At 51.4% G+C, this 17,614-nt stretch carries 12 protein-coding genes and 1 riboswitch; of the genes, 4 read left to right on the top strand and 8 right to left on the bottom strand.

Features of this window, described 5'->3' with window-relative positions; genetic code table 11:
• Positions 1-174: 174 nt before the first annotated feature.
• The 3 genes from NYR52_RS13805 to NYR52_RS13815 all read right to left on the bottom strand — a co-directional run bounded on the left by NYR52_RS13805 (position 175) and on the right by NYR52_RS13815 (position 6,716).
• Entirely contained in the window at positions 175-2,850 is a 2,676-nt protein-coding gene (locus NYR52_RS13805; RefSeq protein ID WP_132221107.1) for a transglycosylase domain-containing protein, read from the bottom strand.
• 966 nt (positions 2,851-3,816) lie between these two features.
• Positions 3,817-5,430, bottom strand: a complete 1,614-nt coding sequence (locus NYR52_RS13810; protein ID WP_259435841.1) for an esterase/lipase family protein — start codon at positions 5,428-5,430, stop codon at positions 3,817-3,819.
• Between the two features lie 353 nt (positions 5,431-5,783).
• The gene (locus NYR52_RS13815) at positions 5,784-6,716 is read right to left on the bottom strand and encodes an RluA family pseudouridine synthase (RefSeq protein ID WP_132221111.1); all 933 of its coding nucleotides are present in this window, start codon (positions 6,714-6,716) and stop codon (positions 5,784-5,786) included.
• 206 nt (positions 6,717-6,922) lie between these two features.
• Positions 6,923-7,032: riboswitch (TPP riboswitch) on the top strand.
• A gap of 138 nt (positions 7,033-7,170) precedes the next feature.
• Between NYR52_RS13815 and NYR52_RS13820 the strand changes: the two genes are divergently transcribed.
• The 4 genes from NYR52_RS13820 to NYR52_RS13835 are packed head-to-tail and all read left to right on the top strand — an operon-like array spanning position 7,171 to position 9,965.
• On the top strand, positions 7,171-8,181 hold the full coding sequence (locus NYR52_RS13820) for an ABC transporter substrate-binding protein (RefSeq protein ID WP_132221113.1): 1,011 nt from the start codon (positions 7,171-7,173) through the stop codon (positions 8,179-8,181).
• Between the two features lie 2 nt (positions 8,182-8,183).
• The gene (locus NYR52_RS13825; protein WP_029071908.1) at positions 8,184-8,483 is read left to right on the top strand and encodes a thiamine-binding protein; all 300 of its coding nucleotides are present in this window, start codon (positions 8,184-8,186) and stop codon (positions 8,481-8,483) included.
• A complete protein-coding gene (locus NYR52_RS13830) occupies positions 8,467-9,237 on the top strand; it encodes an ABC transporter permease (protein ID WP_132221115.1) in 771 nt (256 codons plus the stop codon). The genes NYR52_RS13825 and NYR52_RS13830 overlap by 17 nt, the downstream gene beginning before the upstream one ends.
• Positions 9,234-9,965, top strand: a complete 732-nt coding sequence (locus NYR52_RS13835) for an ABC transporter ATP-binding protein (RefSeq protein ID WP_132221117.1) — start codon at positions 9,234-9,236, stop codon at positions 9,963-9,965. Before NYR52_RS13830 ends, NYR52_RS13835 begins: the two co-directional genes overlap by 4 nt.
• A 128-nt stretch (positions 9,966-10,093) precedes the next feature.
• On the opposite strand, the gene NYR52_RS13840 is transcribed toward NYR52_RS13835, so the two are convergent.
• The 5 genes from NYR52_RS13840 to pcrB all read right to left on the bottom strand — a co-directional run bounded on the left by NYR52_RS13840 (position 10,094) and on the right by pcrB (position 17,590).
• Entirely contained in the window at positions 10,094-11,785 is a 1,692-nt protein-coding gene (locus NYR52_RS13840; RefSeq protein WP_259435842.1) for a transglutaminase domain-containing protein, read from the bottom strand.
• Positions 11,786-11,887: 102 nt separating this feature from the next.
• Positions 11,888-12,553 carry a hypothetical protein gene (locus NYR52_RS13845; RefSeq protein ID WP_132221121.1) on the bottom strand — a complete coding sequence of 222 codons (666 nt, stop codon included), beginning with the start codon at positions 12,551-12,553 and terminating at the stop codon, positions 11,888-11,890.
• Positions 12,554-12,614: 61 nt separating this feature from the next.
• Positions 12,615-14,630 carry an NAD-dependent DNA ligase LigA gene (ligA, locus tag NYR52_RS13850; RefSeq protein ID WP_259435843.1) on the bottom strand — a complete coding sequence of 672 codons (2,016 nt, stop codon included), beginning with the start codon at positions 14,628-14,630 and terminating at the stop codon, positions 12,615-12,617.
• A gap of 64 nt (positions 14,631-14,694) precedes the next feature.
• Entirely contained in the window at positions 14,695-16,872 is a 2,178-nt protein-coding gene (pcrA, locus tag NYR52_RS13855) for a DNA helicase PcrA (protein WP_259435844.1), read from the bottom strand.
• The gene (gene pcrB / locus NYR52_RS13860; protein WP_132221125.1) at positions 16,856-17,590 is read right to left on the bottom strand and encodes a heptaprenylglyceryl phosphate synthase; all 735 of its coding nucleotides are present in this window, start codon (positions 17,588-17,590) and stop codon (positions 16,856-16,858) included. Before pcrB ends, pcrA begins: the two co-directional genes overlap by 17 nt.
• Between the last annotated feature and the right edge of the window lie 24 nt (positions 17,591-17,614).

Below are 17,614 nucleotides of genomic sequence, written 5' to 3' on the forward strand. Positions count from 1 at the left end.
CTTCTTGTCCTTCTGTTAGGACTAGTCTATGGGAGGAAGCTCGGGAATAGAACCTAACCCAGTCATCGCTAATGAATATGAGCGCGATATAAAAGTGTCTACAGCCAATACGAAAAAGAGAGACCCCAGCATGAAAGCTGGAGTCTCTCTTCGTTCACTTACGGCGCTGACTCATTAAAACGGCCAACCACCGATATTTCCATTGTCATTGCCATTGTTTCCACCATTGTTATCGCCATCGCCTCTTCCGGGACGGCCATTGCCGTGGTCGCCATTACCGCCGCCATCTTGTTCCTTACCCGTTCGGGTCGGATCGTTCGGGAATTTGTCCTCATGGTCATTGACGCCGTCACCATCGCTATCTTGCTCGCGGTCATCGATGCCATCATTGTTTTTATCGAATTTCGGCTTCTGTTCTTTCTTCCCGGACTTAAGCTCCACGGTGATTTCACTTGATTTCTCTTTGTTGGCCGGATCGGTCGCCTGCGTGTCAATTGCCACCACTTTGTAGCGGTAGACTTTCTTCTTCTCGCCGCCGCCACCAAAGAGGTCGCCCAGGTCAAAGCCGTCATCTTGCGGAGGCAAGGCAGACGGGTCTTTCCAGGAGGTGGAGCCAGCTGGCAGATCAGCTACTTTCACGAAATTGCCGCCATCGGCACGGAAGACTTGGTAAGTCACTTGCTCTGGTTGCTGTTGCCATTTCAACAGAACACCGTCTGGATGCGATTCATAAGACAAGTGTGGTGCTTGCAATTCGAATGGTCGTTTCGGCTCTTCCACACCCGGCGGTTTTTTGAATGAGTGTGGTGGAATTCCTTGGTGTGCCTCAGACATCACATAGCTGAAGATTTTAGCCGGCACACTACCACCTGTCACTTTCACAATCTCTGCGCCTTGTATTGGATACATGACATTGACTGCTGCCACCAGATCAGGGGTGTAACCAACAAACCAAGCTGCTTTTTCACCCTGGATCGTCCCGGACTTACCGGCCACATCCCGACCGTCTTTCAGTCGCGCATTATGACCCGTTCCATCATCATCAGAGATGACATGCTTCATCATCCGTGTCATATACCAAGCCGTTTTTTTGCTGAACACTTCTTTCGGTTGTTTATATTTATCCGGATCTTTAGGTTCCACGACTTCATCGTTTTGTGTTACACTCACAATCGTGCGCGCTTGATAATATTTACCTTCATTGGCAAACACGGCATAAGCTTGCGCCATTTGTTTTGTATTAACGCCGCCGTTTACACCGCCAAGCGCCAGAGCCGCGTACGACGTCCTGTCTGCCTCTTTCAAGTTCAATCCCAGCTTTTGCGCATAATCGAAAGCACTATTCAGGGTAACCACTTCATGTAACAGCCGCACGGTCGATTTGTTAAGCGACTTCTTAACCATTGTCAGCATAGGAATATTCCCCTGCGGCGGCATACCACCATAGTTAGACGGATTCCAATCTCCCGCAAAGTCAACAGTAATATCCTTTACAATCGAGTACTCATTGTAATCATGATCATTCACTGCTGGAGCGTATACAGTTAACGGCTTAATGGTCGAACCCGGTTGCACGGGCAACAGGGCGCGCTTGTCATATCCCGGTTGATACTGGCGACCGTTTCCGACTGCGACGATCAACCCGTTTTTCGGGTTTAGCATCACTATACTTGCATCCGCGTCTTTCATATACTGGCCTTTATTCACAAAAAGCGATTTGTCCTGCAATGCTTTTTCAACGGCCGTTTGTGCTTGCTGATTAAGAGCCGTTTTAATCACATATCCGCTTTTCCCAAGTTTTTCCGGGTTAATACCATAATCTCGTTTCAGTTCTTCTTGTACAAAAGCTTTATAATGATCGTATTTGCCCGCTCTTAGCTTTTGATTCCAACACTCTGTTTTCGGGCATGTCTTGACCGGCAATTTGGCTCTCTCCTCAGCCGTTTGTTTATCCACAATCGGCGGGATCACATCATCGACCGGCAAAACTTGAGTTAAAACCACATTGCGCCGCTCTTTGGCAGCTTCCGGGTTTTTTAGTGGATTATATTTATATGGTGCTTTCGGCATCCCTGCTAACAAGGCAATCTCTTCGATTTCCAAATGATCCCGTGTAGGATCCTTGCCGAAGTATACCTCGGAAGCAAGCTTGATACCATTGACGCCACCAAAATCAATAAAGTTTAAATATGCTTCCAGAATCTTATCTTTGCGCTTTTCACCCAGTTCTTTCTCCAAGTTTAGCGCACAGCCAATCTCTTTAATCTTCCGGGTATAGGTTTTATTAAAATCACCCAGTACAATGTTTTTACAAACCTGCTGGGTAAGGGTACTCGCCCCTTGGGCATTACCCATCGCGATAATGTTTTTGATTATCGCACGTCCCAAGCCTTCATAGTCAATCCCGTTATGCTCATAAAAACGACGGTCTTCCACTTTGACGAAGGCTGTCAATAACTCCGGATTCACTTTCTTAATTTTTTCAATTTCTACCCATTCCCGATATTCGTTGCCAAACACAGCTACTACTTTATTATTGCTATCGAGAAGTTTGGAGTTGGTCGGCATTTTCGTCGGATCTTTCGCTTTTTCCAAATCCAACGTTTCCGCCGACATCATCACCGCGGTACAGCCACCGACCATAATCAATAACGAAGTCAATAAGACCAGCATCATCCATTTCCAGTTAAAAAACCGTTGCCACCCTTGCTTTTGCGGGCCGCGTCCGCCGGTGCCCCTGGGGCCGCCGCTACGGCTAGAGCGGGAACGGGATCCGGCGCGTTCACTGCGAGTCCGTGGTGGCATGGGGCTGTATCCGCTTTTCATGCTCACCTTACGAAAATCGTCCATCGCGTCTACCTCCTGAAATACTGATCGTTCATCGCAGTATCTCTACCTGTCTGGATTTTCCTTCTATTAACAACTTCTTTTTCGGCTTTTGTCGGCTAGTTCCTGCCTCCGCACTTGTGCTATAGTGAAGCGGGAGGTGAGGGATAAATGCACGAGCGAGCCGCTATTTTTGCGTGTCGCTTCACCGGAGTGGTTGGGCTGCTGTTTTCCTTATTCTTATGGAAAGTCAGCGGACTCCCCTCTTTCATTGCCGGCTTAGTCAGCTCCTGTTTCTGGTTTGCCTTGGCGTGGTGGATTCAACGACGCGCAGGGTCTGCGATAAAATAACACATTCCATTATAACGGAAAGCCTATTGAAATGGTTTGTCATTTTTAAAAAATATTACAGTAATATTACAATGACTTATGTAGATTTTACATGAAATCTCCTGATAGTCAAACCCCCGGTTATTGGCATGCGGAACCAACCATGACACTGGCACAGAGCGGGCGAAGAGGAAATCAACTGCATCGTTTGGCCCGCTTCTGGGTCGTGTCTCGCGATTACGTAGATGAGAAATAACAAAGCCCCTTTTCCGATAAGTGCCTCATCATACGAGAAGCAAATGGGCAACGATGCCGCCAGCCCTTGGGGCCCATGAATTCCATTCCCGCCTCATTAGACGGCTAAACGCTAGACCACCGAACATAAGTGGCGATGAACCGGTCTGATTTGCTTCAAGGGCCTACTTTAATTCATTCGACACACTCTACTTTTTTATATTCTATTTCGACACCTTGTCGATGATTGATCACATTTTACCTCCCCTGTTTGCTCACCGGCCACGGGGTCTATGTCTATTATTTATGTAGTATTCTTTCATATTAGAAGCGGTGCCGCACGGCCAAGTTCTGGCGGCAGTTGGCATCAGGCGCATGAACAAGAACAACCCCGGATCACCTTGATATGATCCGGGGTTGTTTCATTTACTTATCGATATATACTGATTTGACCAATGTGCGGGCATACGCTTGCCCATCTTTCGTTTTTCCGCTCAATTCCACGGTGATGTTATACACACCCGCTTGCGATCCCGACACCGCACCAGTCAAGGCGGCGTCCGCTTTTTTGCTTTTGTTCAACGCCATTTCCTTCACTTGTCCTTGGGGATCAACAACCTTGATCTTGCCAGTCAAGGAGGCGAGGTCTACGCTCTCTAAGCCCTTTATCTTCAATTCTGCCGAAGACTGTTTGTTCAGTGCCGGCAGATCCAGTTCAACTGTGGTTTTGCCGATAAAATGGGTTGTCAGCAGGTATGCGTCTTTCTGTTTGGAAAGTAGCTTCACCTGCCAATTGCCCGCTTCTGGCTTGGCGACACGGATCACTTGCACTGTGGCGCCGCGGAAGAACGCCTGATCCTTGCTTTTTAACACTCGCTTCAGCACTTTGCCGGAAGGAGAAACAAGCGTCACCTGAGTGTCAGCAGCTTTGGTACGCACCGTGAAGATAGCTTCTTTCACACCCGGTTCCACAGGAACTTGCTGAACATGTTGTTTACTGATAGGCAATGCGCCACCACGGACAAAGGTTTCTTGTTTGTCGGTGCTGTTTACTGCCGCCGATGGTTGGCTAGCTTTCGGCTCAGTCTCAGCCGCAGCTGTCGCTGTGCTTAAAACAGACTCGATCTTGCTAAACACAGCACGGCCGATGCGAATCTCATCATGGTCGAGGTCAGAGGCAGTAAATAGATGGGTTCCATAAGGGAGGTCGGTGCTCCATACGTTGACTAACCCGTCATTCTCCCCGTATTGGGATAGATAGACTCCACCCAAAGCCAAAGCGGAGAAAGTCGGCCCCCAGCTGGTTCCAGCAGCGGTGTAATACTTGTTCAGGCGAGCGTTGGCGTGGTTATCCGTCTGTGCGCGGTATTTGGCCATCTCCCCTACTTGCAGGGAGTACGTACCCGGATCTTGTTTGCCCAGCAAAGCTGCCAGCCATCCGGCCCAGCTGCTGTACGCCAAGTCGGCCAAATGGGAGCCTTCATGGGGTGAACCCAAGGTGACCACTTTGTTGACATAGCGGTAAGCGCCATAATGGACCAAAGCGGCTTGAGAATCGGGGCCGCCCTTGCTGTGGGCGACAATATTCACTTTTTGGCCGAAGTGATTATAGATTTTCTCCAGCATACCGGCGAGCAGGCGCCCGTTGTCCATCGGAGTGGCCGCATCACCGCCGGGTGCGTCGTACAGCTGAACGAACGCCGTCCGATACCCTTTGTTGTATGCGGTTTCATACATATCATTTACACCGTGGTAGTTGGTTTCTTCCCACCAGCTTTGCGCCCTGCTGTGCAAGCCTTGCACAAAAACAATCGGTGGTTTGCTGAGGTCAGCATTGGCCGGGGTAGCCCCGATGAACCAAGTTCCCGGAGTGGTGCTGTTGCCCGGCGCTGGTAGCGCTTCCATTTGTGCCCCGTCGAAGGAGACTTGCCCCATCGGTTGCGGATCAGGAATTTTCCCGGTTGCTCCAACTGTTTGGTATGGCATAATCAGTAGCACACTGATCAGCAACATCAACCACACCTGCCGGCGCTTTCGCATGTAACATCCCTCCATTTTTAATGAAAACGGTATCCGCTTATCCCCTTTGTTGCTTTTGTAAAATTTCCATAAATTTTCAATCAACCCTGCTCGTAACAAAGGTAAAATAACAATGATTTCTTGCTTGAACACAAAAACGGTGCTGAGATAAGCGCATCCAATCCAATTGTATAATATTAAAAACATTAATTCTATAAAGATTACATAAAATATTCATTAATTAATTTAAATAATCAATTTATTCAGAACGAATAAACCAAAAAAGCCTGACCACCCCAGATGGGTGTGTCAGACTGGCGTTTACCTCGTCATGCTGAACACATAGGAGAACCGTGTTGGAATCCCCACACTCCTCAACTCCTGCAATCCGTTTGCCGCAACCGCTCCACGAGTTGTTGCATATCAGCAGGCAATGGAGATTCCCAAGCCATCCACTCTTTCTGACGGGGGTGAAACAATTTCAAGTAAGTGGCATGCAAAGCTTGCCGGGCGATTAAATCTTGATCCCCACCTGTGCCATATACTTCATCACCGATGATCGGATGGCCGATGGAAGCGAGATGCAAGCGGATTTGGTGCGTCCGACCCGTTTCCAGTGAGAGCCGCACCAAGGTGGCCGCAGCCATCCGTTCCACCACTTCATAATGGGTCACCGCCGGATACCCTTCACCGGACTCACTGACCGTGCGGCTGATTTTTTGTTCGGGATCGATGTAAATCGCTTTGTCGATCGTGCCTCGGTCACTGGCAAAGCGGTGATGTGTGCAAGCCAGATAAACACGCTCATATCGTTTTTCCGCCATCTGCTCGGCCAAAAAAGCGTGGGCATAAGCATGTTTACCAACGACCAACAAGCCGGAAGTGTCACGGTCCAGCCGGGTGACCGGACGCATACGGTGTTTCTCCCCTCGTTCAGACCAATACTTCATCAAGCCGTTGGCCAAGGTTCCGTCTGGATACCCCCGGGTCGGATGAACCACCAAGCCAGGCGGTTTGTCAATCACGATGAGATCCTCATCCTCGTAAACAACGGTAAAATCGACGGGCTGAGGCGGGATATGATCCGTCTCTTCCGTTTGCATGCGAATCACGATCTGATCGCCGGCCTTAACCCGAGCCGTAAAATAGATGAACTCCCCATTTACCGTCACCAGGCGGTTTAGCTTCATCCGCGTCATAAAGCGCCTGGAAAAGCGATATTGGCGGCGCAACACTTGATGAAGCATCAGGCCGTCTTCCTCTAACGTGACAGTGTGTGTAAATGAAGCCTTGTTTTCTTGTTTCATGAACCGATTCAATCCTTCATCTCAGAGTATGAGTCGATCGCTCCTCAAGTGGCTGATGGTGATCCGCGGCCGCCTTGGGGAGGTTGGCTGATGGATGTAGTATATCACGCCCACCTTGGAAACGAAACGCGCCTCTTCTTGTCTCTGCACATAAATCCCTATGGACAAGCAGGGTTAGTTTCCGTATAATGAGCCCGAAACAACATACAAACCCATGGGGGAGCTGGATAATGGCCGGCTGAGAGTGTGTGCCGACACACAGACCCTTTCACCTGATCCGGGTAATGCCGGCGTAGGGATTTGGATTGATGGACATATCTGTCTGGCTAAACCAACGCCTCCCGGTCAGGGGGCGTTTTTTTGTTACGCGCGCGTTGGCCAATGCATGAAAACGCTATATCCACCTCCATGGGCGCATCAGGGAGCCTGGTGAAAAGAAAAGGAGCGGTTGTTAATGAAGAAACAATGGTGGAAGATCGGACTGACCATTGCTCTCTGCCTGTCCGCCGTGGCTTGCGGCAACCCCGCATCGTCCGGGACGACAGACGAGCAAAACACAGGAAAGAAGATCACCTTGGTCCTTGATTGGACTCCCAACACCAACCACACTGGTCTTTATGTGGCCAAAGAGAAAGGTTATTTCAAACAAGCCGGATTGGATGTGGACATCATTCAACCAGGTGAAAGCGGAGCGGAGCAAATGGTGGCCGGCGGCAAAGCTGATTTCGGCGTAAGCTACCAAGAAGCCGTTACACAAGCCCGCGTGCAAAAGGTGCCGATTGTTTCAATCGCCGCAGTGATCCAGCACAATACGTCTGGCTTTGCGTCTCCTGTTTCCAAAAACATCCAAAAACCGAAGGATTTTGAAGGCAAAACCTACGGCGGATTTGGCTCGCCAGTGGAAAAGCAAATGCTTGCTTCATTGATGCAACGGGAGCAGGCTGATGTGAACAAAGTGAATATCATCAACACCGGAAACACGGACTTCTTCACTGCGGTAAAACGAAATGTGGACTTCATGTGGATTTATTATGGATGGACCGGCATCGAAGCGGAGTTGAAGGGCCAAAAACTGAATATGATCTATCTCACTGATTATGCCAAAGAGCTAGATTATTACACCCCTGTTCTCATCACGAACGAGCAGAAAACCAAACAGGACCCCGCAACCGTGAAAGCGTTCATGAAAGCAGTCAGCCAAGGGTACCAATTTGCGATCAAACAGCCTAAGGAAGCGGCCGACATCCTGAGCCGGGCAGAGCCTGACCTCGACCCGAAACTGGTGCAGAAGAGCCAAGCCTGGTTAAGCCCGCGTTACCAAGGAGATGCTCCCGCGTGGGGAGTGCAAAAGAAAGAAGTGTGGTCGGGTTATGCTGAATGGATGAAACAACACGGCTTGCTGGAAGGCTCGTTTCAACCTGAGCAAGCATTTACCAACGCCTTTCTGCCTGAGGAGGGTAAATGAAAATGGCACAAGCGCTAGTCAGCGTGCAGATCCTGCCGCACACCCCAAATGGAGAAAGCGTCATCCCCTATGTGGACAGAGCGATCGAAATCATTCAGCAAGCAGGGGTACCTTACCGCGTCGGCCCGTTGGAAACGACGATGGAAGGGGAATTGCCTGAGTTGTTGGCGATTATCGAGCGCATGAATGAGGCCATGATCGAAATGGGCTGTCCCAGCGTGTTGCATCAGGTGAAAATCTACTTTAATCCCGCCGGCGCATCGATCCGCGGGTTGACAGGCAAATATGATGAAAAACAGTAAAGCGTTGGCCCCATTCGGCATGATTTTGTTGCTGTTAGCCGGATGGGAACTAACCGTCCGCACCAAACAGGTGGAAGCGTGGCTGTTGCCGTCACCCTCCGCTGTATATGAGGCTTGGACGGCATCTGTGGATCGGACACTGGAACACCTTGGGGCGACAGTGGAGATCGCCTTGAGCGGACTGGGCTTTGGTCTGGTGGCTGGACTGCTCCTCGCCACGCTCTTTCATCTGTCACCTTTGTTGCGCGCCATGTTCCAACCGCTGGTGGTATTGTCGCAAAATGTGCCGATGATCGCCTTGGCGCCACTCTTAATCATGTGGCTAGGCTTTGGCATCATGCCCAAAATCTTGGTGGTAGCGATCGCTTGCTTCTTTCCGATCGCCGTATCTACGATGGATGGATTCCGACAGACCGACCGCACCCTGCTCATCTATATGGAAATGGCCGGGGCCACACGCTGGCAACGCTTTAGCAAGCTGGAATGGCCTTCCGCCTTGCCTGCCTTTTTCTCCGGCCTTAAACTGGCGGCCACATACAGCGTGATGGGCGCCGTGATCGCCGAATGGCTGGGAGCCAAAGAAGGGCTCGGCGTCATGATGCAACTCGCCTCCGCCTCTTTCCGCACGGACCGGGTGTTTTTGGCGATGTTTTTCATCGCCGGAGTAAGCTTGCTTCTGTACGCCGCCATCTGTCTCATCGAGCGGCTGGTGGTTCGATGGCGCCCGCAAGTGAAGGGAGGGGCACCCCGATGAAGTTGGAAGTTAATGGCCTTTCCTTCGCTTATGGACAACGTCCTGTGATCGATGACCTGCATTTTGTTGTGCGTCAAGGGGAGTTCGTCTCGTTGATCGGCCCATCCGGGAGTGGCAAAAGCACGTTGTTTTATTTGCTGGGAGGCCTGCACTGCCCGCAAGCGGGAGACATACTTCTGGACGGCCAACGGATCAACGGTGAGCGTGGTCACTTGGCATATATGCCACAACAGCCCTCGCTGATGCCGTGGCGCACGATTCTTGATAATGTGCGCTTGGCCCAAGAACTGAGCGGGCTCAAGAACCCCACGCAACTCACACATTTGTTGCGTGGGGCTGGATTGGCCGAGGTCGCCGACCGCTATCCGCACGAGCTGAGCGGAGGCATGCAGCAACGGGCGGCTTTTATCCGCGCGTTGGCAAGCAACCGCGACTTGCTTTGCCTGGACGAACCGTTCGGTTCCTTGGACGCACTCACGCGAACCCGCATGCAAACTTGGCTCTTACGTCTCTTAGAGCAAGAGAAGCGCACCATTTTGTTTATCACGCACAGCATTGAGGAAGCGATCTTGCTGTCTGACCGCATCTTGGTGTTAAGCGCGTCGCCGATGAAGGTTATACGGGAAGTGCCAGTGCCTTTTGCACGCGGACAGGCCCGTTATGAACGGCGCGGTACGAAGGAATGGTTGGCATTGCAACGGGAGCTTGAAACGATGTTGCTCGGTTAGGAAATGAAAAAAGCGGGAAAATGCTGCGAACGTAAAGCTTTCTCCCCGCTTTTTCTTGCTCTCAAACACCGTATCACACCAACAATACCAATCCCCTGCACAGCAACATGCGCAGGGGATTGGTATATTTAATAGGAAACGCCAGTCCGCTTGTGTGTCCGTTTAAATTCATCAGGTAACGGATCAAAGAACTGCATATCCAGTCTTTTTACGAAGCGGCCATCCGGTGTAATATGCCCGGAACCCCAAGTCGGGTCCATCGTCACCCAACGTCCGTTCAACTTGGCTTCTACCCAAGCATGACGTTGCCCACCCGCCTCGCCTTCCACAAAGCGACTGGGGATGTCTATGCTTCTTAGCAAAGCGAGAGTCAAGAACACATAATCCTGACACACTCCTTTGCGAGTGGACAACGATTTAATCGCACTGTCGTTCCAAGAGAACCGGTTATTCCGAAACTTATCCATGTCATAAGTCATATTTTTGGCTACATAGGTGTAGATGGCGCGGGCTTTCGCGCGGTCGGTCAATTTGCCTGCGGTGATCTCTTTGGCCAAATCGACGATCAACGGATGATCGGATTGAATCCCGCGGCCTGGCAAAAGATCACGTCCATCCATTTGCGCCCGGCTGGTCACGCGAAAGGTCGCCACTGTGAAAAAGCGGAAGTAATCGCGGTTTTGTGAGGTGATCTCCGGCGCGTACAACGTCACATTGTATTCTCCCGCTCCAAAGCGTAACCAAATCTTGCTGTCAAATTGATAGCCTCCCACAGGCAGGAAGTAGGTCGCTTTGTCCTTGCCTTTCTGTATGCGGACAATCATGTGCGTCGTTTGTTTGGCAAAAGGTGCAGATTCATCAATGCGGCCCGCGATACGATAAGTCAGGTCGGCATGCTCGCCACCCACCAGCGGTGCTGTCAGGTGAATCCCCCGTTCGGCGTAAAGCCTGGTGAAGCGTATGGGTTCCTTCTCCTCCGCCAGCGGGTGATTCACATACAAGGTGGCCCCGTCCAGATAGGTTCCTTTCCGCTTGCTGTCAGGCACCAATATTTTCAGCTGATGAACCCCTTGCCCGTAAGTCAGGGGAATTTGTTCTTCAAACTGCCCTTTTTCCACAGAGACGACCCGGCGCGTTTCCCGTGCCCCCCGCTTCAACTGCACCAATACGGTACGCACGTCGGAACGGATACGCCCTTTTAAGGAGACCGCTTCCCGCTTCTCGCTGTATCCCATGACCGGCTCATCCAGTTTGAGTTTCGCTTTTGCGGCCGCGACGCTGTATGACACATCCCGCTCCACAACATCGTTCAGATTCGCGGCGATAAACGAAGCCATCAAATAATAAGTATCTTCCTGTTCCTCGCTTGGCAATCTCAGTGTAACCCGATATTCCCCTTTGCCTTGAAACAGGCGAATCTTCTCATTAAACTGTCCCTGCTTGACGGGTGCGTAAACATCCTGTTCATCAGGAAGGTCGGGGTTCCCTCCCTTGCCCATGTATTTAATGTGTATCCATACGTATGGTTGGGACAGACTTTGATACTGGGTGATTTTTCCCGCCACAGGCAACATCGTGTCCACATGCATCTGATTGTGCGCAGGCTGGTTTAAGGTGGCTCCCATCTTTTTGGCATAAGGCTCTAAGGTGATCTCCTCGTTACTATGCCGTTTGTTTTCATCTTCCATAAGCTCTTGAAGCGTTGGCTTCTTTAACGCGGACGACACCCATTTGTCAGGGGCGAATCCCCCCTCCTCATATGTAGCCATGCCAATGACACAAACTGTCAGCAGTGCGCAACAGGTCACTATCCATCTCATGTTCATCGCTCTCCGGCCTTTCCGTCATTCTTTTCGGTCAAGCTCTTCGGACAAACGTGTTTTTTCACTTCTCATCACATATTTAAAACAACTCAGAAAAGATTATTTGCGAACCATCCCTTTTCCCCCTACCGCGACGGTTGCCGAATCGATGCCTTCCACGGGTTGGTTCATCTTGTAAACTTTATGGTTAATCACATCGCTGATCGTCTGGATATCCAATTCATCCCGCATCTGGTTAACCAGTGACTGATACAAATTGGAAAATTGAATCGCCACTTCTCTTGTCTCCAAACATTTCGGATTAAACAAAATCCCTCCTGTCTGTGAAACGGAGAAGAGGCTCTGGATTTTGGACAGCGTCGCCAAAATGTCTTCCGGCAGAATCCACATCGATTTGCGACGAAAAGTGCGCAACCGAAAGTGCGACTCAATGATCTGCGAGCGATACTCTTGCTTCTTGAGAAAAAAGTAAGCAAGCAATGCCTGATTGAGATCATGCATAATGGTGCTCAATTCCTTGTACAACGCCAATCGCTCCTGCATCAAGAGTTGCGTTTTGGGCCCCAACTTCAACGCTTCCGAAGTGAGCACCGTATTCACTACTATGGTACCGCAAAACAATAATGTCGAAAACAGGCTGGAGATGATCGCCGCATCGACTTCCGGGCTGAAATTGAGTTTCCATGATAATCCCACCAGCCCCAGCAACAACAAGACAAGCCCCACGCTGATGTATATCCACTTCTTGCGCAATCTCTTCTGCATGGTTTCTCCTCCGTCAAATGAAACGGGGCATGAAGTCCCGCCTCACGCCCCGTTCATCTCGTCACTTCGGCAAATGAGCTAAAAATGTTTCTTCGTCCCAGACCGTGATCCCCAACTTATTCGCCTTATCCAATTTGGAGCCTGCCTTCTCTCCAGCGATAAGCAGGTCAGTTTTCTTGCTCACACTGCCAGTCACCTGGGCGCCTAACGACTCCAGCAATTCAGATGCTTCCTTGCGCGACATGCGCTCCAACGTACCAGTGATGACCACGGTCTTGCCCGCAAACGGACTCTCCTCCGCTCCATCCCCAGCTCGGACAGGTGCAGGGCCGGTATAATGCATATTAACGCCCGCTTCTGCCAAACGACGCAGCGTCTCACGCACTTCTGGCTTCTTCATGTAAGTGGTAATGCTAGCCGCCATCTTCGGACCGATTTCTTCCAGTTGGGTCAACTCTTCCTCCGTCGCCGAAAGCAACGCGTCCATGGAGCCGTAATGTTGCGCCAAGATCTTGGCGCCCTTGGCCCCCACAAAGCGAATGCCCAAGCCAAACAACAGCCGCTCCAGCGAGTTGGATTTGCTCGCTTCAATGGCGCGCAGGAGATTGGCCACCGATTTTTCGCCCATGCGTTCCAAACGCAACAGATCTTCGCTTTTCAGATAGTATAGATCGGCCACACTGCGCACCAACCCCCGCTCAAACAGTTGGGTGACCACTTTTTCGCCCAGACCCTCGATGTTCATCGCGCCGCGCGACACAAAATGGATGATCCCTTCCCGGGTTTGCGCCGGGCATGCGGGATTGATACAGCGCAGGGCCACTTCCCCCTCCAAGCGGACCAGCCGGCTGTCGCATTCCGGACAGTGCGTCGGCATGGTGAAGGGCCGTTCGTCCCCTGTCCGCTTATCGGTGAGCACAGCCACCACTTCCGGAATGATGTCACCCGCTTTTTTCACTATCACATGGTCTCCCAACATCAAACCCTTTTCCCGAATCATGTCTTCATTATGCAACGAAGCCCGTTTGACCGTCGTTCCCGCCAGCGAAACCGGCTTTAGCACCGCGGTGGGCGTGACGACGCCGGTGCGCCCCACATTTAGCTCGATCTCCTCCAACCGGGTGACTGCCTCTTCGGCGGGGAATTTGTAGGCAATCGCCCAGCGCGGACTTTTGGCAGTGAAGCCCATCTCTTCCCGCAACGCTAAATCGTCCACCTTGATTACGATGCCATCGATATCATACGCCAGGTCAGGACGGCGTTCCTGCCATTCTTGCACGTACTGGAGCACCTCTTCGACACCTTCAACCGTCCGCCGTTCGGGGTTTACTTTAAATCCGAGTTCGGACAGGAATGCCAACGCTTCAGTATGGGTCGTAAAAGAGAGTCCCTCGCTCTGCCCAATTCCGTATAAGAAAATGTCCAATGTCCGTTCTGCGGCCAGCTTGGGGTCCAATTGCCGCAGGGAACCGGCAGCAGCATTGCGCGGATTGGCAAACAAGGCTTCCCCGCGCTCCTCCCGCACGCTATTCAGACGCGCAAACGCAGCTCGCGGCATGTACGCTTCCCCGCGCACTTCTAAGCTGACTGGCTGACGCAACTTAAGCGGCAACGAACGGATCGTTTTCAGGTTTTGCGTGATATCCTCCCCCACCGTTCCGTCCCCACGAGTAGCGCCGAGCACAAACCGGCCATCCTCATATCGCAGGGAGACAGCCAAACCGTCGATTTTCAACTCGCATACATACCGCACCGGCTTGTCTCCGGCCGCTTTTCTCACCCGCTCATCAAATTCCCGCAAGTCTTGTTCGTTGAAGGCATTACCCAGACTGAGCATCGGAGACAGGTGCTCCACCTTCTCAAAATGGGGCAGGATTTCCCCACCTACACGCTGGGTCGGCGAATCAGGAGTGGAAAGCTCCGGAAACTCGCGCTCTAACTCAATCAATTCCCGCAGCAATTGATCGTATTCCGCGTCAGATATGGTCGGTTGATCCAACACATGATACCGGTAATTGTGTTCATTCAGTATGTCATGTAACGCTTGTACGCGTGCTTGGGCTTGTTCCAAATTCAATCCGTTTCATCCTCCTAAACTTAAGGACTGCATGTGAGTGGGTAAACACAGGCCACATGACGCCTTACGCTTTTTTGATCGGGGCGTACTTGGCCAACAGCTTTTTCACGCCGATCGGCGCCGGAAATGCGATGTTCAATTCCAAGTCCTCGCCTTCCCCTTGCACTTTTACCACTGTTCCCAAGCCCCACTTGGCATGTTCGGCTTTATCTCCCACCCGCCAATCGGCCACCACATTGGGGGTCGGCCGCACGACTCTGCGCGGGGTGGCGTTGCTGACCGATTGCCTGCTACCAACTTCTTCCACCAACTCTGCCGGAATCTCCTTCAAAAAACGTGAAGGTAAGTAGGAGGTGGTTTGTCCATAGATCGTTCGCGTCCGGGCGCGCGTCAGATGCAACACTTTCTCTGCCCGTGTGATGCCCACATAGGCGAGCCGGCGTTCTTCTTCCATCTCGTCTTCGTCATCCAACGAGCGCATATGCGGGAAGATCCCCTCTTCCATACCTACCAAGAAGACGGTGGGAAATTCCAACCCCTTGGCACTGTGCAGGGTCATCAGCACCACTGAATCCCCCTTGTCCGCCTCTTCCTGCTCGTCCCCCAATGCATCCAAATCGGAGATAAGTGCCAAATCGGTCAAAAATGCAACCAGCGACTTATCTTCATTGTGCTTCTCAAATTCTTGGGCCACCGATAGGAACTCGTCGATGTTCTCCAACCGGCTGGCAGCTTCCAAGCTGTTTTCCCGTTTCAATTCCTCGCGATAACCACTACGCTTTAAGACCTCTTCCGTGATCTCCACCGCCGACAAGTACTCGATCATGGCGTGCAGGTGGCGCACCAAGTCCACAAATTCGCTGAGCGGCTTCAATGTGCGTTGCGTCAGACCGATTTCCTCCATTTCCAACAAAGCACCAAACAGCGACAATCCGTGTTCACGGGCATAACTCGCAATCTTGTCCAATGTCGCTGCGCCGATGCCGCGCTTGGGCACATTGATGATCCGCGTCAAGCTCAGATCGTCATGTGGATTGACGATAAGGCGTAGATAAGCGAGCACGTCTTTGATCTCTTTGCGCTCATAGAATTTGATTCCGCCGACAATCGAATAGGGGATGTTGGCCTTCATCATCACTTCCTCCAACACCCGCGACTGGGCGTTGGTGCGGTAGAGAACGGCGAAGTTTTTATAAGGTTGCCCTTCTTTGCGACCCTGTAAGATATGCTCGGCCACATAGTGCGCTTCCTCATGCTCCGTCCCCGCCTCAAACAGGTGAAGCATTTCTCCCTCATCATTGTCCGTCCACAACTCTTTCGGCTTGCGCCCGATGTTGTGGGCAATCACATGGTTAGCGGCGGCCAAGATCTTCTTGGTTGAACGGTAGTTTTGTTCCAATTTGATCACGGTCGCTTGGGGATAATCGCGTTCAAAATTGAGGATATTGGTGATATCTGCACCGCGGAACCGATAAATGGACTGATCCGAATCGCCCACAACACAAAGGTTTTGATGTTTTTCGGCCAGCATCTTGGTAAGGATGTACTGCACATGGTTGGTGTCTTGGTATTCATCAACATGGATGTATTGAAACTTCCGCTGGTAATAATCTTTTACTTCGGGTTGGGTTCGCAACAACTTCACCGTCACCATCAACAAATCATCAAAATCGAGCGATTCGTTGGTGCGCAGTTTGTCTTGATATTTCTCATACACGTCAGCCGCTACTTCATCCATAAACGTCTGGGCATGCGCCTTCATGTCACCCGGTTCGTACAACATATTTTTGGCATGGCTGATCTTGCCCAGCAAAGTGCGCGGCTCAAACTTCTTGGGATCAAGGTTTTGCTCTTTTAACACTTGTTTGATCACCGTCAACTGGTCAGATGTGTCCAGGATAGTGAAATTGCGGGAATAACCCAGCCTGTCGATGTCTCTGCGCAACATGCGGACGCACATGGAGTGAAATGTGGAGATCCAGATTTCTTCTGCCATCGGGCCCACCAACTGGCCAATGCGCTCCTTCATCTCCCGCGCCGCTTTATTGGTAAATGTGATCGCCAACACATTCCAAGGATGAATCCCTTTCTCCGCTAACAAATACGCCACGCGATGTGTCAGCACGCGGGTCTTGCCACTGCCCGCTCCCGCAATGATCTGAACCGGCCCGTCGGTTGTTTCCACGGCCTGCTTCTGCATCGGATTTAGTCCCCGCAGAAGTTCCTCACCGGTTTTTAACACGCTGATCACCCTTTCTATTCGTCTCTTTCACCCACTTGACCGTCTTAGCCGCCCGTTCTGCATGGGTGTAGATCAAATTGCCGACGACGACGGTGTCGGCAAGCTCAGCCGCTGCCACCGTTTGCTCCTTTGTGGTGATACCACCGCCGTAAAAGATACGGCTTTTCCTGCATACACGTTGTGCAGCATCCACCAACGCCATATCACCAAATCGTCCGCTGTATTCGATATACAGCACCGGCCAGCAAAACAAATGTTCGACCAAACGCGCATACGCGACCATTTGCTCCTCCGTGCAAGCCGTCTCCGCCTGCGTGAGGCGCGCCACTTTGGCTTCCGGATTTAGCACCGTATACCCCAATAACAGCACTTTGTCCCACGGGATCAGGTCTCCGTACCTGCGCAAGGCATCCACATGCGCACCGTGAATCCAGCGCGCTTCCTTCGTATTGATAACGGTGGGAATCAAATATCCGTCAAATCCCGGTACCACCGCATTGATCTCCGAAACCTCTTGCACACACAAAACTCCATATTCACGGACACGATGGAGCAAATCCCTTGTGTTTTTAAACGTAATCCCATCCGTCCCGCCGACGATAATCGCATCCGTCCCCGCATTGCATACCAGCTTGAGGGCCAGATCGGAAATCGTCCGGTTCGGGTCTAATTTAAACACATGCCGCCACCTGGCGGCCCGCTCTCTCAATATTGTCATTGCTCATCTCGCCCCCAAACCTAC

The sequence above is a fragment of the Laceyella sacchari genome, assembly GCF_024927925.1.
GTDB classification, from domain to species: domain Bacteria; phylum Bacillota; class Bacilli; order Thermoactinomycetales; family Thermoactinomycetaceae; genus Laceyella; species Laceyella sacchari.

Bases quoted from the DNA above. Each gene is read 5' to 3' on its own strand.
- pcrB (WP_132221125.1), bottom strand. From the start codon at position 17,590: ATGACAATATTGAGAGAGCGGGCCGCCAGGTGGCGGCATGTGTTTAAA.
- NYR52_RS13820 (WP_132221113.1), top strand. From the start codon at position 7,171: ATGAAGAAACAATGGTGGAAGATCGGACTGACCATTGCTCTCTGCCTG.
- NYR52_RS13845 (WP_132221121.1), bottom strand. From the start codon at position 12,553: ATGCAGAAGAGATTGCGCAAGAAGTGGATATACATCAGCGTGGGGCTT.
- NYR52_RS13830 (WP_132221115.1), top strand. From the start codon at position 8,467: ATGATGAAAAACAGTAAAGCGTTGGCCCCATTCGGCATGATTTTGTTG.
- NYR52_RS13810 (WP_259435841.1), bottom strand. From the start codon at position 5,430: ATGCGAAAGCGCCGGCAGGTGTGGTTGATGTTGCTGATCAGTGTGCTA.
- NYR52_RS13835 (WP_132221117.1), top strand. From the start codon at position 9,234: ATGAAGTTGGAAGTTAATGGCCTTTCCTTCGCTTATGGACAACGTCCT.
- NYR52_RS13805 (WP_132221107.1), bottom strand. From the start codon at position 2,850: ATGGACGATTTTCGTAAGGTGAGCATGAAAAGCGGATACAGCCCCATG.
- NYR52_RS13825 (WP_029071908.1), top strand. From the start codon at position 8,184: ATGGCACAAGCGCTAGTCAGCGTGCAGATCCTGCCGCACACCCCAAAT.
- NYR52_RS13840 (WP_259435842.1), bottom strand. From the start codon at position 11,785: ATGAGATGGATAGTGACCTGTTGCGCACTGCTGACAGTTTGTGTCATT.
- NYR52_RS13815 (WP_132221111.1), bottom strand. From the start codon at position 6,716: ATGAAACAAGAAAACAAGGCTTCATTTACACACACTGTCACGTTAGAG.